Origin of the sequence: Dickeya chrysanthemi NCPPB 402 (genome assembly GCF_000406105.1) — a bacterium.
GTDB classification, from domain to species: Bacteria; Pseudomonadota; Gammaproteobacteria; order Enterobacterales; family Enterobacteriaceae; genus Dickeya; species Dickeya chrysanthemi.
Genome location: NZ_CM001974.1, coordinates 2,049,612 through 2,063,923, shown reverse-complemented (window position 1 = coordinate 2,063,923; position 14,312 = coordinate 2,049,612). Strand labels below are relative to the sequence as shown.

12 protein-coding genes, 1 pseudogene and 1 other annotated feature are annotated in these 14,312 nt (G+C 55.3%); of the genes and pseudogenes, 4 read left to right on the top strand and 9 right to left on the bottom strand.

Annotation, left to right across the window (positions count from 1 at the left end; translation table 11 throughout):
• Positions 1 to 184: 184 nt before the first annotated feature.
• The 8 genes from citG to DCH402_RS09215 form a co-directional block, all read right to left on the bottom strand.
• Positions 185 to 1,093, bottom strand: a complete 909-nt coding sequence (gene citG / locus DCH402_RS09250; protein ID WP_040000821.1) for a triphosphoribosyl-dephospho-CoA synthase CitG — start codon at positions 1,091 to 1,093, stop codon at positions 185 to 187.
• The gene (gene citX, locus DCH402_RS09245; RefSeq protein ID WP_040000820.1) at positions 1,071 to 1,613 is read right to left on the bottom strand and encodes a citrate lyase holo-[acyl-carrier protein] synthase; all 543 of its coding nucleotides are present in this window, start codon (positions 1,611 to 1,613) and stop codon (positions 1,071 to 1,073) included. The genes citG and citX overlap by 23 nt, the downstream gene beginning before the upstream one ends.
• Positions 1,610 to 3,139, bottom strand: a complete 1,530-nt coding sequence (citF, locus tag DCH402_RS09240; RefSeq protein ID WP_040000819.1) for a citrate lyase subunit alpha — start codon at positions 3,137 to 3,139, stop codon at positions 1,610 to 1,612. Before citF ends, citX begins: the two co-directional genes overlap by 4 nt.
• 88 nt (positions 3,140 to 3,227) lie before the next feature.
• Positions 3,228 to 4,133 carry a citrate (pro-3S)-lyase subunit beta gene (citE, locus tag DCH402_RS09235; RefSeq protein ID WP_012770027.1) on the bottom strand — a complete coding sequence of 302 codons (906 nt, stop codon included), beginning with the start codon at positions 4,131 to 4,133 and terminating at the stop codon, positions 3,228 to 3,230.
• A complete protein-coding gene (gene citD / locus DCH402_RS09230) occupies positions 4,133 to 4,423 on the bottom strand; it encodes a citrate lyase acyl carrier protein (RefSeq protein ID WP_040000818.1) in 291 nt (96 codons plus the stop codon). The genes citE and citD overlap by 1 nt, the downstream gene beginning before the upstream one ends.
• Positions 4,424 to 4,456: 33 nt before the next feature.
• Positions 4,457 to 5,500, bottom strand: a complete 1,044-nt coding sequence (gene citC, locus DCH402_RS09225; protein WP_040000817.1) for a [citrate (pro-3S)-lyase] ligase — start codon at positions 5,498 to 5,500, stop codon at positions 4,457 to 4,459.
• Positions 5,501 to 5,572: 72 nt separating this feature from the next.
• Entirely contained in the window at positions 5,573 to 6,457 is an 885-nt protein-coding gene (locus tag DCH402_RS09220; protein WP_040000816.1) for a fumarylacetoacetate hydrolase family protein, read from the bottom strand.
• Between the two features lie 65 nt (positions 6,458 to 6,522).
• Complete coding sequence (locus DCH402_RS09215) at positions 6,523 to 7,890, bottom strand: 2-hydroxycarboxylate transporter family protein (protein ID WP_040000815.1); 1,368 nt, start codon at positions 7,888 to 7,890, stop codon at positions 6,523 to 6,525.
• 428 nt (positions 7,891 to 8,318) lie between these two features.
• Between DCH402_RS09215 and DCH402_RS09210 the strand changes: the two are divergent.
• The 3 genes and pseudogenes from DCH402_RS09210 (at position 8,319) to DCH402_RS09200 (ending at position 13,001) form a co-directional block, all read left to right on the top strand.
• A pseudogene (locus DCH402_RS09210) lies at positions 8,319 to 9,967 on the top strand (ATP-binding protein).
• On the top strand, positions 9,939 to 10,664 hold the full coding sequence (locus DCH402_RS09205) for a response regulator (RefSeq protein ID WP_040000813.1): 726 nt from the start codon (positions 9,939 to 9,941) through the stop codon (positions 10,662 to 10,664). Before DCH402_RS09210 ends, DCH402_RS09205 begins: the two are co-directional and overlap by 29 nt.
• A 369-nt stretch (positions 10,665 to 11,033) precedes the next feature.
• Positions 11,034 to 13,001, top strand: coding sequence for a methyl-accepting chemotaxis protein (locus DCH402_RS09200; protein WP_040000812.1), 1,968 nt, complete (start codon positions 11,034 to 11,036; stop codon positions 12,999 to 13,001).
• Between the two features lie 109 nt (positions 13,002 to 13,110).
• Here the strand turns inward: DCH402_RS09200 and DCH402_RS09195 are convergent, their stop codons facing one another.
• Positions 13,111 to 13,932, bottom strand: a complete 822-nt coding sequence (locus DCH402_RS09195) for an SDR family oxidoreductase (RefSeq protein ID WP_040003511.1) — start codon at positions 13,930 to 13,932, stop codon at positions 13,111 to 13,113.
• A 197-nt stretch (positions 13,933 to 14,129) separates the two neighbouring features.
• On the opposite strand from DCH402_RS09195, the gene hisL reads away from it, so the two are divergent.
• Positions 14,130 to 14,177, top strand: coding sequence for a his operon leader peptide (hisL, locus tag DCH402_RS22305; RefSeq protein ID WP_107768459.1), 48 nt, complete (start codon positions 14,130 to 14,132; stop codon positions 14,175 to 14,177).
• Positions 14,153 to 14,273 (top strand) — a sequence feature (His leader region). Its footprint overlaps the gene before it by 25 nt.
• Positions 14,274 to 14,312: the final 39 nt, after the last annotated feature.

Sequence of the window (14,312 nt, the reverse complement as noted above, 5' to 3'; positions counted from 1 at the left end):
AGAACCCTCTGGATACGACATGGCACTAATATCGACAGTGATGTCGCCAACTTTAGTGTTTTATCAATTCATTAGCTCATACGTTGTACATTCGGCACCGCCGACATACAGCAAGCCCCACCGGCGCGAGGCAAGTACTCATGAAAAAATAGCGAGGGGGCTGTCAGCCAATAATAGACGAGGTTCAGACGGCAGGATAGTGTGAAAGTAACCAGGTTAACGCCAGTAAGTCAGCGCTACCGCCGGGGCTGACGTTGCGCGCCACCAACGCACGGTTCATCTCCTGTAATCCCTGATGGGTCACCCCGTCGGAAAGTAATGTTCGTGCATACGTCTGCACGAACGTCAACCCATCTATACCGCCGCGAGAGACGACGTTGGTATCCGGGTTGTGAGCCATTAAAACGACCAACGCCTGCAACAAAGCAGATTCCTCGTCTTTCCCTTGCGCACGCGCGCTCAAGTAAACGGGCAACGCATACCGACGTACGGTAGCAAAGCCACTGGCGGCTTCGCCCCTTGCACCGGTCAGGCCGTGACGTCGAAACAGATGTTCTCCTGCCGTCGCAGTGTGCTGGCTATTTTCCAGCTCATTACGCACCAGATCGGCGCTCATTTGCGCCACGCATTCGCATAAGCTGTCTTGTGTCAGCCGCTGCCGACGCCCCGCCAGCCAGCCAGCCGCGCTGCACAGGAGTCCAAAGGCAAAAATACCGCCTTTATGGGTATTTACGCCCCCGGTCGCCGCCAACATGGATTGTTCAGCCGCAATGCCAATCGGCCGGACTTGCGGCAATAACTGCGTTATCGGCAACGCGCTATGTGCAACGCCGGCCTCGGTAAAACGGGCAAACCACGGCGTCAGCGCAGCGATACTGGCCTGAAACAACGGCACATCCATATCGCGATGCGCACCGTTGTTATCCCGATCCACCAGACCCGGTTTTGGCGTCAACATCACCTCGACCGTCAGCGCAGCGACAACCCATTGATGAATATTCGGCAGGGCCACCAGCGCACCGGTGGCATCAGGAAATAGCGTAGTCAGTAGTGGAGAAGGTGCCGCTGACTCAGTGTGCGTTAAACCAGGCATGGAGGATACTCTCGACTTTTTCAATCACGTCCGGTAACGCGTGACGGCGCGAACGCGCGCAGGCATGCGCCGATTCATCGCAAAGTATACACCGACGATGCTCGTGCGCCAGCAACGTTCGGCTGATCGACCCTTCCTGCGGGCAAAACACGTCGAAATCCCATAAACGCCCCAATGGATGTTGATCCTCCAGTGCAATGGCTGCCGCCTTGACACTCAAGGCATCCTTGGTCACGACCCAGAATGATTCCGCACCGGTATCCAGCCAATGTAACTGCTGCTCCAGCACATCCCAGCCGCGGGCCAGACACAGGTCGTTAAACGCCGCCACGGCATCCCTCATCGTCCGGCGATACAGCGGAGAATCTTTGACCGGTCCCGGTGTCACCAGCGTCAACGACACCAGCGTAGACTGGTGCTGCGCCAGCAATTGCTGCTGGCGTGCACAGCGGCGTTCCTTCGCCGCTAGCAGAGTATTCAGTGAGACGCCGGCCGGTGTATCCGTCGCAATATCGCTCACGCGTTATCCTCTTTCACCTGACGTACCACGTCGATCACACTGCCGTCGCGGTAGCGGATCACCCCCACGATACGGTCGTGAAATTCAATCGCCTTCGGTTCGCCCACCAGTTGGATCGCCCGCTGGTACAGTTCCTCGATCGACATGACGCTCAGGCCCGCCTGAGTCAGACGCTCCGCCACTTCCGGTCGCGACGGATTCACCGCGATACCGTGGTCGGTTACCAGCACGTCGATGGCGCTCCCCGGCGTCACGCAGGTCGTCACCTGACGCACCACCGTCGGGATACGGCTGCGGATCAGCGGCGCCACCACGATGGTCAGATTCGCCGCCGTCGCCACATCGCAGTGACCGCCCGACGCCCCGCGCATCACCCCGTCCGAGCCGGTGATCACGTTCACGTTGAACTGGGTGTCGATTTCCAGCGCACTCAGGATCACCACGTCCAGTTGGTCGCAACACGCCGCCTTTGAGCTCGGGTTGGCGTACACGTTGGTGGAAATTTCCACATGGTTCGGGTTTTTCGCCAGCGAGGCCGCCGCATTCGCGTCAAAACACTGGGTATCCAGCAGTTTCTCGATCAACCCTTTTTCATGCAGATCAACGATGCTGCCGGTGATGCCGCCGAGCGCGAAGCGCGCCGTCACCCCCTGTTTCTGCATCCGGTCTTCCAGAAAACGGGTACAGGCGGTCGATGCCGCACCGGATCCGGTCTGGATGGAAAAGCCCGGTTTGAAATACCCGGAATGCGCGATCACGTCCGCCGCCCGGCGTGCTATCAACAGCTCACGCGGGTTGCTGGTCACACGTGCCGCCCCCACGCTGATTTTCGCCGGGTCGCCCACTTCCTCCACCGGCACCACGAAGTCCACCTGGTCCTGCACGATGCTGGCTGGCACGTTCGGGAACGGCACCAGACTCTCCGTCAACAGCACCACCGTCTTCGCGTAGTGCGCGTCCACCATCGCGTAGCCCAGCGACCCGCAGCGGGATTTCCCCGACGTGCCGTTGGCATTGCCGAATTCATCGCTGCTCGGCACCCCGAGAAACGCCACGTCTATCTTCAGTTCGCCGCTCTGCAACAGGTGCACCCGGCCACCGTGCGAGTGAATCTGCACCGGCTCTTTCATCAGGCCATGCGAAATGGCGTCCGCCAGCTTGCCGCGCATACCGGAGGTGTAGATACGGCGGATAACGCCATTGCGGATGTGTTCTATCAGCGGCGCGTTGCAGGTCATCAGCGAGCTGGACGCCAGCGTCAGATCTTTAAATCCCAGCCGTGCCAGCGTGTCCACCACGTGGTTAATCACCTTGTCCCCTTCACGGAACGCGTGGTGGAACGAAATGGTCATGCCGTCCTGCAGCCCGCTCTTGCGAATGGCTTCCTCCAGATCGGCGCACAGCTTGCGCTGGTGCTTTTCGGTGACGTCATTCAGCCAGGGTGTGCAGTGGTTGGCGCTGACGAACGGCTGCAGATGGCTTTTTTCCGGATATTGCTGCTGCAGTGCTTCAATAAAATTACTCATGATCCAATCCTGTCATTGCGACGGCCCGCCGGCGCGACATCACGCCGCCGGCCGGCCCGTGCGGAAATATCGGTTAACCGGTCTGCGCCTACTGACGCACGCCGGACGCCAGCGCGCGCTCCACCACCCGGCGGGCGTGGTCGATAATCGGGCCATCGATCATTTTTCCGTTCAGCGAAATGACCCCAAGACCGGCGCGCTCGCCGTCTTCCGCCGCCTTGATCACCAGATGGGCGTAGTCCACCTCGTCCTGGGTCGGCGCGTAGGCGTTGTGCAACAGCTCTATCTGGCGCGGGTTGATCAGCGATTTGCCGTTGAAACCCAGCTTGCGGATCAGCTCCACTTCCTTCAGGAAGCCCGCCTCGTCGTTGACGTTGGAGTACACCACGTCAAAGGCGTCGATGCCGGCCGCGCGGGCCGCGTGCAGCACCGCACAGCGCGCATAGAATAGCTCGGTGCCGTCACCGCGCTCGGTCTGCATGTCCATCACATAGTCGAACGCCGCCAGCGCGATACCGATCATCCGTTCGGAAGATCGGGCGATGGACACCGCGTTGATCACCCCGACCGCGGACTCAATGGCCGCCATGATACGGGTGGAGCCGACTTCACGGCCGCACGCTTTTTCGATGCGGACCAGGTGATGTTCCAGCTCATCGACGTCGTCGGTGGAGTCGGTCTTCGGCAGTCGGATGACATCCACGCCGCCCCGTACCGCCGCTTCCAGGTCCTTCAGACCGAACGGCGTGTTGAGCTGGTTGATGCGCACCACGGTTTCAATGTCCTGATACATCGGGTGTTGCAGCGCATGGTAGACCAGCAGACGCGCGGTATCTTTCTCGCGCAGCGATACCGCATCCTCCAGATCGAACATGATGGAGTCGGGCCGGTAGATAAAGGCGTTGGACAGCATGGCGGCATTCGCACCCGGCAGGAACAGCATGCTGCGGCGCAGTTTTTTCGGCTGAGTGGCTTTCGTCTGAGTAGCGCTCATCACAGTCTCTCCCAATCGATCTCGTCAACGCCGGCGGCGCGCAGCACCGCACTCTGCACCCGGGCGCGGATCACGCAGTCCAGCGCGCCCTTGTCTTCCACTACCACGGTGCCGGCTTCCACCCCCAGCGTACGCAGGGTGTCGTTCACCACCTGCGTGATCTGGTCGCCGAACTGCTTGATGACCTCGCTGTTTATCACCACGGTCAGCGGGCCTTCCGCCGGGGACACCCTGACCAGCAGGTCGCTGGACTCGAAGGTGCCCGCCAGGGCTTCCTTGATAATTTTCATGTTGTTTTACCTGCTTGATACATTAAAGACGCGTCACGCGCAGGCGAGTTCGCCATGGCGTTGTAAATGCGCATACGTCGTCGCCGGGACAATCTCGCGAATGGCGTCGAACTGGCGCTGCTTCAGCAGCCGGCGCACTTCAGAGGCGGAAATCGCCAGGCCGGAGTGTTCGCGCGTACGTTCGATTTCCACCACGTCCAGCGCCGGGGCGGCTACCCGCCCGTCCTGCTCCAGCCAGTGGTGCATGTCCTGGTTGTACTGGTGCGTCACCGGGCAGAACGGCTCGGTGCCGACGAAACGCCGGGTGATGCCGAGCGCCGGGGCGATGTACTGACGAAAGATGATCAGGTCCAGTGCGGCGTGCGCCCGGGTGATCAGCTTCTCTTCCTTCAGGAAATACCCCGGAAAGGTGGCCTTGGAAATCAGGTAGGCCGACCCGGCGTGCACCGTCAGATTCGGGATATCCGCCACGCCCTGACGCACCATCTCCAGCCGTTCGGCGAACGGAAAGAAAGAGACATCCTCGCGCACCACGAAAATATGCAGCCAGTCGCAGGCGCGGGCGGCCTGCTCGGCCAGATAGCGGTGCCCCAACGTAAACGGGTTGGCGTTCATCACGATGGCGCCGATGTCCCGGCCCGGCTGAGACTGCGCCGACAGCGACCGGCAGTACTGCCGGATGCCGATGGGGGTGTTCTCCATCAGCACCGCCTGGTCGTCATAACGGGCGATCGGGTGGAAACCGCAGCCGCGGAACGCCGCAATGTTGCAGGGGCGGGTGTAGAGAAACAGGTGGAACAGGCCGCGCTCGGCCGCCAGTTGCACCACCTCGTTCACCACCTTCACGCCCAGACTGAGCTCGCGGTAGTCAGGGTCCACCGCCACACACTTGATGGTATTGCCGCACAGCCCGGCACAGGCTACCAGTCTGCCGTGATGCCGTCCCACCACAACGAACTCGAGATCCCGGTCCATGCCCAGCCGACAGGCGCCAAGAAATTGTGCGATGTCGGCCAGCTCGGGAGGCTGGGTGCGGACATCCAGTGTGGTAAACGTAATGCTCTCATCGGCATACATAACGGTCATCCTGCTTGTTGCTATACCCCGTCACGCCGGGGCCGACGCCGCCGGCATCCCGGCGGGAACGATTCAGTGCCCGGCCGCGACGGGTTCGGCGCGCGGGGTTTTCACCGTCTGGGCGACTTCACCAATGGTGTTGCGCAGGTGACCCACGTTCTCGATTTCCACTTCAATGCTGTCGCCCGGCTTCATGAACAACGGCGGGGTACGTTTCTTGCCGACGCCGCCCGGCGAGCCGGTGATGATGACGTCGCCGGCGCTCAGCGCGGTAAAGGTGCTGATGTACTCGATCAGGTCCGCCACCTTGTGGATCATGCTGGCGGTGTTGTCGTCCTGCACCATACGGCCGTTGAGATAGGTACGGATGGCCAGAGCGTGCGGATCGGGGATCTCGTCGCGGGTGGTGAGATACGGGCCGAAGGCACCGGTCTTCTGCCAGTTCTTGCCGGCGGTAAACCAGCTGTGCTGCCAGTCGCGGGCGGAGCCGTCCATGTAGCAGCTGTAGCCAGCGACAAACGACAACGCCTCGTCGCGACTGATGTTCTGACCGTTCTTGCCGATGATGACCGCCAGTTCGCCTTCATAGTCGAATTCGCTGGAGTAGTGCGGCTTGAGCACCTGCGTGCCGTGGCCGGTCTGGGAGTCGGCGAAACGCACAAATAGGGTCGGTGCGGGGTTCTGCTCGTTGAATTCTTTGCGCTTGTCGGCGTAGTTCATGCCGACGCAAAGGATTTTGGACGGCGCGACGATCACCGGCAGGAAGGTGACGTCGGCGACGGCGACATCAGGCGTCTCGGTCTGAAAGGCGGCGGCTTCGTGGAGCGCCTCGCCTGCCAGCAGGGCTTTCAGGTCCGGATAACGGTCGCCAAGGCGGCTGCCCAAATCAATCAGACCTGCCGGCGTGTGGATCCCGTAGCTGTTTTTGCCGTGATGGCGGTAACTTGCAAGTTTCATAATCTTTCCCGTTTAAATAAGGCCGCGAACTATCGCGGCGTTATTTGTTTTTTTGTCATACACCGTCACACCAGGAACTTGCCGAGTACCAGCAAGGCCACGGAGACGTTGATTGCCCCACCGATACGGGTAGCAATCTGAGCGAAAGGCATCAGTACCATACGGTTGCCGGCGGTGAGAATGGCCACGTCGCCGGTACCGCCCTGCCCGCTCTGGCAGCAGGAGATGATGGCGACATCAATCGGGTGCATACCGATTTTCTTGCCAACAAAGAAGCCGGTGGTCACCAGTGCCACAACAGTGGACACAATCACCATCAGATTGGTAATAGTGAAAGCGTGTACCAGCTCTTCCCAAGGGGTAATCGCCACGCCGACGGCGAACAGAATCGGGTAAGTCACAGAAGTCTGGAAGAATTTGTAAACGACCTGAGACCCTTCCAGCAGACGCGGAGATGCGCCATTAGCCAGCTTCACGATGACTGCGGCAAACAGCATACCCACCGGTGCCGGCAGACCAATCAGCTTATGGCCCAACATACCGATCATGTACAGCAGGATAGCCAGCAGAGCGCCCGCCGCCAGATTGGCCGGGTCCATTTTGCCGCTCAGCGTGCTGGTGAGTGTGGCCGGAGCCTGTTCGGTGCCGTTTGCTTTGTTCGGCATCAGTTCGCCTTCACCAGTCAGGTGCGGATAACGTTTACCCAGTTGGTTCAGCGTACCGGCCAGAACGATGGCAGTCAGGCTGCCCAGCATAACGATCGGCAGGATGCGGCCCAGCGCGACGCCTTGCTCCATGTGCAGCAAGGTGGCATAACCGATAGACAGAGGAATCGCCCCTTCACCCACACCGCCTGCCATAATCGGCAGCACCAGGAAGAAGAAGATCTGGAACGGATCCAGGCCCAGCATCATGCCGACACCCATACCAACCAGCATACCCACGACTTCACCGCACAACATGGGGAAGAAAATGCGCAGGAAGCCCTGAATCAGCGTCTGCCGATTCATGCTCATAATGCTGCCGACAATAATGCAGCAGATATAGAGATACAGAATATTGGTGGATTTGTAGAACTTGGTCGTGGCATCCACAACAACCGACGGCAGCAGACCGTAATAAACCAGCGCAGACGGAATAAACGTGGCGCAAATCGCGGCGGCCCCCATTTTGCCGATAAACGGCAAACGCTTGCCGAATTCACCGCAAGCAAAGCCAAAAAACGCCAGCGTAGCGACCATGACTACGATATCGCTGGGCAGTTTGCCTTCAAGACAATCCAGCGCAATTAATAGACCAGCCAGAATAAACAGCGGCACTGGAATAACACCAATTTTATAGTTATCCAGAACGTGCCACCATTTTTCTTTTAATGAAACCTTCCCAGAGGCTTCATCTTTTACAACGATATAAGAATCATCAGTGGTACTCATAACCTTCTCCCCTTGTTATTTTCCCGTGCATAGTAAAAGGTCAGCGCCCGTTATTATGTGATAATCCTCAAATTAAAAAATGAGTTTTAATGGTGCTTATGGTTTTTATGGTTTTTATTATTTTATTCATTAAAATCAAATAATTAAAAAATGATGGTGAGATGTTTTTGTCTGTAGTTTTTATGGTTTTTATGGCGCAAATGGTCACTATTACAATAAGAAAATAACATGTTGAAAAAAAGTAATTAAAATGTCCACTCTCGGTGACAGGCAATTTACGTCTTATTTAAAACAACTGAAACAAAAATACTATTTTCACAATTTGCGCGAAACGCTTCACAAGACTATTTTTTATCCCCTTTCTTTTACGCCTTTCATGATAAATTAGCCATCTTCGTTTGTTCGTTTTACCGGTGATTTAGCACATTATGACTGTCAGGCTACCGTTCCATCTCAAGCTGTTCATCTACCTGATGATCTTTTTTTCTCTGCTGCTCATCACCGCAGGGCTTTACTACTACCGTGCCGTAGACCAACAGCTTTATGATGAACTGGGCAGCCGGGCGCAGATTCAGGCACGTGAAATCGCGATTATTCCTTCGTTGGTCGAGGCAGTGAAACACAACGACACAGCAACCATCGACAATCTGGTTGATCAGATTAAGGCCCGCAGCGATGCCAGCTTCATCGTCATCGGCGATCGCAACGCCAACCATCTTTACCATTCTGAAGAACCGTCACTGCTCGGCACCGAAATGATCGGCGGCGATAATAAAGAAGTACTGGAGGGGCAAAGCACCATTACGTTGCGGCGCGGCGCTATCGGCATCTCGCTACGCAGCAAGGCGCCCATTATGGATGGCGACCGTGTTATCGGCATCGTGTCTGTCGGGTATCTGAAAAAACGCATCGACAACCTGACACTCAGTAAAGTGGCTCATGTCAGCCTGGCCATCGTCGCCATGCTGGTTGCGCTGTTCTTCTTTTCATGGTGGTTCTCGCGTAACCTGAAAAAACAGATGTTCGGGCTGGAACCCCTCGAAATTCGGCTGCTGGTCAGGCAACAAAAAGCGTTGCTGGAATCTATTTATGAAGGCGTGATCGCTATCGACAAACAGCGCAACATTGCCGTGATCAACCACGCAGCGAAAGATCTTCTCGGCCTGGCGATGCCTTCGTACCAATTGCGCGGTAAACCGATCGATGACGTGATAGCGCCGGTACCGTTCTTCTCTAATGGCGATATTTGGGTAACCGATACCCATGATGAGATCTGTCGTTTCAATCAGATCACGGTTATCGCCAGCCGCGTGCGCATTATGCTGGAAGATGAGTTGCAGGGTTGGGTGATCAGTTTTCGCGACAAGAACGATCTCCACACTCTGAGCATGCAACTCAGCCAGGTCAAACGCTACGCCAACAGTCTGCGTATTTTGCGGCACGAACAACTCAACTGGACCGCCACGCTGGCTGGGTTGCTGCATCTGCGTCGCTATGATGAAGCCATTCGTTACATTGAAGCACAGTCTGAAGGCGCACAGGTCGTGCTGGACTTCATCTCCAGCCGTTTCTGCTCTCCGGCGCTTTGCGGCCTGTTGCTGGGTAAATACGCCAGCGCCCGTGAAAAAGGCATAGAGCTGCATTTTGATCCACGTTGCCAGCTCAACAGTATCCCGGCTTCCCTGAGTGAAACAGAGTTGATGTCAATTATTGGGAATTTAATCGATAATGCCGTAGAAGCTACGCTGGTCAGTACCCCGGCTTACTCTCCTGTTGAAGTCTATATCCATGATGGTGAACAGGAATTAGTCATTGAAGTGGCGGATCAGGGCACAGGGATTGACCCCGCCATTGCGGATCGGGTATTTGAGATGGGCGTCACCAGTAAACAGGAAGGCGATCACGGGCTCGGCCTGCATCTGGTGGCCAGCTATGTCAGTCAGGCACAGGGTGTGATCGAAGTGTCTGACAATTCGCCTCACGGCGCTATTTTTTCCATCTTTATTCCAAAAACAACTATATAACCAAAAACAGGGAATACCAGTACCATGCCGATTGCGAACACCATGCCGACTGAACGAACGATTGAAAACTTCGACGTGCTGATCGTTGAAGATGAAAGAAAGCTGGCAAATATCCATGCGGAATTTATCGAAAAGAATTTCGCACTACGAGTCGTGGGCACGGCGTCAACCCTGAGCGAAGCCAAACGCATGTTGCAGCAGTATAAACCCCGGCTGATGCTGTTGGATAACTACCTGCCGGATGGTGAAGGCGTTCAGTTGCTCGAAAGCGATCTGATGCGCAGCATTAACTGCTCGGTCATCTTCATTACTGCCGCCAGCGACATGAATACCTGTGCGCAAGCCATTCGATGCGGCGCGTTTGATTACATTATCAAACCCGTCTCCTACCCCCGCTTACGCTCATCGCTTGAACGTTTCATTCAGTTTGTCAAAACGCAGCATACTTACAAAGTCGTCGATCAACAGAACGTGGACGTACTCTACCAGTTGCAAGCCTCTACCGTACCTAACGGGCCAGGCAGCAAAGGCATTGAAGAGAATACCCTCAGTCTGGTTAAGCAGATCTTTCAAAGCCAACCGGAAACCCTGTTTTCCGTAGACGAAGTGGTGGAAAAAACCGGATTAAGCAAAACCACAGCCCGGCGTTATCTGGAGTACGGACTTGAAAACCAGTTTCTTGATGTAGAAATGCGCTACGGCAAGATTGGGCATCCCCGGCGTCTCTACCGTAAAAAACACCTGGATTAACCTTCCCCCCGAGATCCCGTTTTCCCATCGAGGTATGACCCGCGTTTTGCGGGCCATATTCTTGCATCATCGATCAGTATTACTACTTTGATCAGCATTGCTACTTTCCTGCTCGGTCATTGCACTGAATAAAAACGCCGACATTGGTCAATTACACCAGTTCTTTTTAGATATTTCGCCAAATAAACCATCCTGCATCACAAAAACCATCACATAATACAAACGAAACTAAATCTCTACCCGACAAGCACCGATAACATACTGGCTGGCTACGGCCTGAAACCGACAACCTATGAATGCTGATGTTCGATAATATTCACGGCAGCAAACCAATAAACACTCGGGTAATTTCTTTTAAGGAGTACGGCAATGGGGTTCAGCAGCGCGATAAAAAACACCAAAATCTCTCATAAACTCTACCTGGGATTCGGCGTGGTGTTATTTCTGGTGGTAATAGCGTCCACACTCAGCGCCATGCGCTTTCGTGACATTCGTGATATCTACGAAAAAACCAACCTGATTTACAACATCAATATTGAAGTTTTTCAGGCCAAAATTAATCGCCTTAAATATTTCTATACTCCCGATGACAGCACTCAGACCGTATTAACGGGTTTCGTCAAACATGCGTCTGAATTGACTCAAAGCGCTCATACCTTGTCCTGGCATAGCGATGAATTGGGTTATATCAATGATCTGGATAAGATCATGGTGGATTTCCAGAAGTCAGTCGCCGATATGTCGGCATCCACGCAACAAGTTGTCGCACTGAGAAAACAAATCGCCGCGTTAAATACGCAAAATGCCGTCAAAACCTTCCGTGACGGCCTGCAAACCCAGCAACTAGACTACGCGTTACTCCACCGTATAGAAGAATTGGCATACGCCGCGGAATCACTGAAAAACCTCGCTTATGAGTTGCAGCTTGCAGGTACCGATGATGCCGTCAAAGCGTTTAATGGCCGTTATGCCGAAGCCCAAAAGATTTATCAGGACCTACAACCCATACTCTCCGGCGACAGCCAGAAACTCACAGAGACACTCTGGAAATACACCACACAATACGCCTCACTGAATCAGGACTATATCCGCGCCTGGGGCGAGCTGAAGAAAGCAGAAAATGCGGTAAAAACCGGCGGTGATAAAAGTAGTGCGGTGATCAAATCCTTAATTAGCGTGGTAAAAAATAAGAACGACGCGCTGGCGTACGGCTCAGCCAACGTAACGTTGCTGATTGGCGTCATCGCAGTCATCATCGGTATTTTGATCGCCGTCTACATCATTCGTCAGATAACTCGCCCGGTCATGCATAATCTGATGCTGGCTGAACGCATCGCCAGCGGTGACCTGACTGCCACCATCGAAGTGGACCGCCACGACGAACTGGGCAAGTTGACCGCCGCGATGGCATCCATGAACAATCGCCTACGGCAGATGATTTCCGATGTGCGCGACAGCGTAGCGCAAGTCACGCATTCGGCGGCCGACATTGCCGCCGGCAACAGCGATCTCGCCTCCCGCACCGAGCAGCAATCCGCCGCAGTGGTGCAAACCGCCGCCAGCATGGAAGAATTGACCTCAACGGTGAAAAACAACACCGAAAACGCCCGTCATGCCAGCCAGATTGCGTCCGATGCATCGAGAAATGCACATAAAGGCGGCGAAGTGGTACAGAACGTGGTGAAAACGATGGATGACATTGCCGCCAGTTCTCGCAAAATCGCCGATATCACCGCCGTCATCAATAGCATTGCTTTCCAAACCAATATTCTGGCGCTCAACGCGGCGGTGGAAGCCGCCCGTGCCGGTGAGCAAGGGCGTGGGTTTGCCGTGGTGGCTGGTGAAGTGCGTAGCCTTTCCCAACGCAGTTCACAGGCGGCAAAAGATATCGCAGCCTTGATCACCGAATCGGTAGAACGCACTAACGCAGGGAGTACACTGGTGGCCGAAGCAGGACAAACCATGGATAGCATCGTTAAATCGGTATCCCGCGTTAACGATATCATGGGTGAGATCTCCTCCGCGTCGGAAGAGCAAGGCCGGGGTATCGAACAGATTTCCCGTGCCATTACCGAATTGGATAGCACGACCCAACAAAACGCCACGCTGGTTTCGCAGTCATCGTCTGCCGCCAATACACTGGAAGAACAGGCTATGTTGCTGGAGAAACTGGTGGCGACCTTCCGGCTGTCGGACTCCCCGACCGCCTCGTCGCACACGGTTGCATCACTGAACACGCCGCGTCGTCCGGTGCAGGCTCTGCCCGCCGCCGGTAAGGCTAAAGCATTAGCGAAACCGGACGCCAAAGGTCATCAGGACGACTGGGCTTCTTTTTGAAAGACCTAACGTTATCCTGACGAACGGCCCGCAATTAGCGGGCCGTTTTTATATCCACGGATTTAAGAACTGAGATAACGGATAAACCGGTGGACAACACAAGCCCAACCTAAAACACCATCGTCATCGGGTCGGGATGGTGATATTCAAACCCCAGTTCACTGCAGATTCGTTGCCCGTCGATCAACCTGGCTTGCGACGGATCGCCAGGCAAGAATTGCGGTGGCTCCAGTCCCATCTGGCGCGCCTGTTCCGGATAAAAATCCTGTTTGGCCGGATGCAACGGCGCACATAAATTATAAAGATGCCCGCCGTGCGGGCGCTGCAACAACAGCATGATAGCCTCAATCACATCCTCCAGATGGACCAGATTCACACCATGACTGCCATCCGGCAGATCCCGACGCCCGGCAAGAAAATGCCCTGGATGACGATGATTTCCCACCAGCCCGGCCAGCCGTAAGATATCGACTTCGGTATGCGGCAGCGCATGCAGCCATTGTTCCAGTTCCAGTAAGACTTTACCGACGCCGGTTTCCGGCTGCGGCGAATAATTTTCTTTCACCCGACCGCTCACCGGGCCATAAACCGAAATGGAATTGGTATACAAGATGCGTGGTATACCATGCGCCAGCGCACTGTTGACCACGCGCTGTACCGCCGGCAAATAAGCGCCGCCCTCGCGCTCAAGGCGCCCTGGCGGCAACGTGATAATCAGCGCATCCACATTCAGCAGGATATCCAGCTCATCCGGCTCGCACTCCAGCTCCGGCGTCAGATTCAGGCGATAACATTCCACGCCGGATAAGCGCGCCGCCGTTACGCCATCATCGGTGCTTTTACTGCCCACCACACGATACCCTCGGCTCTGTAACGCCAGCGCCAGCGGCATACCCAACCAGCCAAGCCCAATTATCGCTACCTTTTTCATCGTCATTCTCCCGACATTCCGGCAATTCAGTTCCCCGGATAAACACTCTGCACATGTCATTATGTACTCTTATCATCCATCCGGCGGCAATGTGATTTATACACTGCAGGTAAAAAAATGTTGCGCTATCACATCAACATGGTTTAGGTTAACCGACAGACAACATCACTCTGTTTTTACGAAAAAGAGACGAATTTATGTTACGCGTTAACTTCAACCACCATCATCACCATCACCCTGATTAGTCTTTCAGGCGATAGGTGCTGGAAGACGTTCAGATCTTCCAGTGGCGGTAAACGCGTAAAAAGCCCCCGGAAGATCGATTCCGGGGGCTTTTTTTTGGCCGGAATTTTTTAAAAAAGCCTGCTTAACAGGCATCA

Coding starts and splice junctions, on each gene's coding strand:
- DCH402_RS09195 (WP_040003511.1), bottom strand. CDS start 13,932: ATGAAAAAGGTAGCGATAATTGGGCTTGGCTGGTTGGGTATGCCGCTG.
- DCH402_RS09215 (WP_040000815.1), bottom strand. CDS start 7,890: ATGAGTACCACTGATGATTCTTATATCGTTGTAAAAGATGAAGCCTCT.
- citF (WP_040000819.1), bottom strand. CDS start 3,139: ATGAGTAATTTTATTGAAGCACTGCAGCAGCAATATCCGGAAAAAAGC.
- citD (WP_040000818.1), bottom strand. CDS start 4,423: ATGAAAATTATCAAGGAAGCCCTGGCGGGCACCTTCGAGTCCAGCGAC.
- DCH402_RS09205 (WP_040000813.1), top strand. CDS start 9,939: ATGCCGATTGCGAACACCATGCCGACTGAACGAACGATTGAAAACTTC.
- citG (WP_040000821.1), bottom strand. CDS start 1,093: ATGCCTGGTTTAACGCACACTGAGTCAGCGGCACCTTCTCCACTACTG.
- DCH402_RS09220 (WP_040000816.1), bottom strand. CDS start 6,457: ATGAAACTTGCAAGTTACCGCCATCACGGCAAAAACAGCTACGGGATC.
- citC (WP_040000817.1), bottom strand. CDS start 5,500: ATGTATGCCGATGAGAGCATTACGTTTACCACACTGGATGTCCGCACC.
- DCH402_RS09200 (WP_040000812.1), top strand. CDS start 11,034: ATGGGGTTCAGCAGCGCGATAAAAAACACCAAAATCTCTCATAAACTC.
- citE (WP_012770027.1), bottom strand. CDS start 4,133: ATGAGCGCTACTCAGACGAAAGCCACTCAGCCGAAAAAACTGCGCCGC.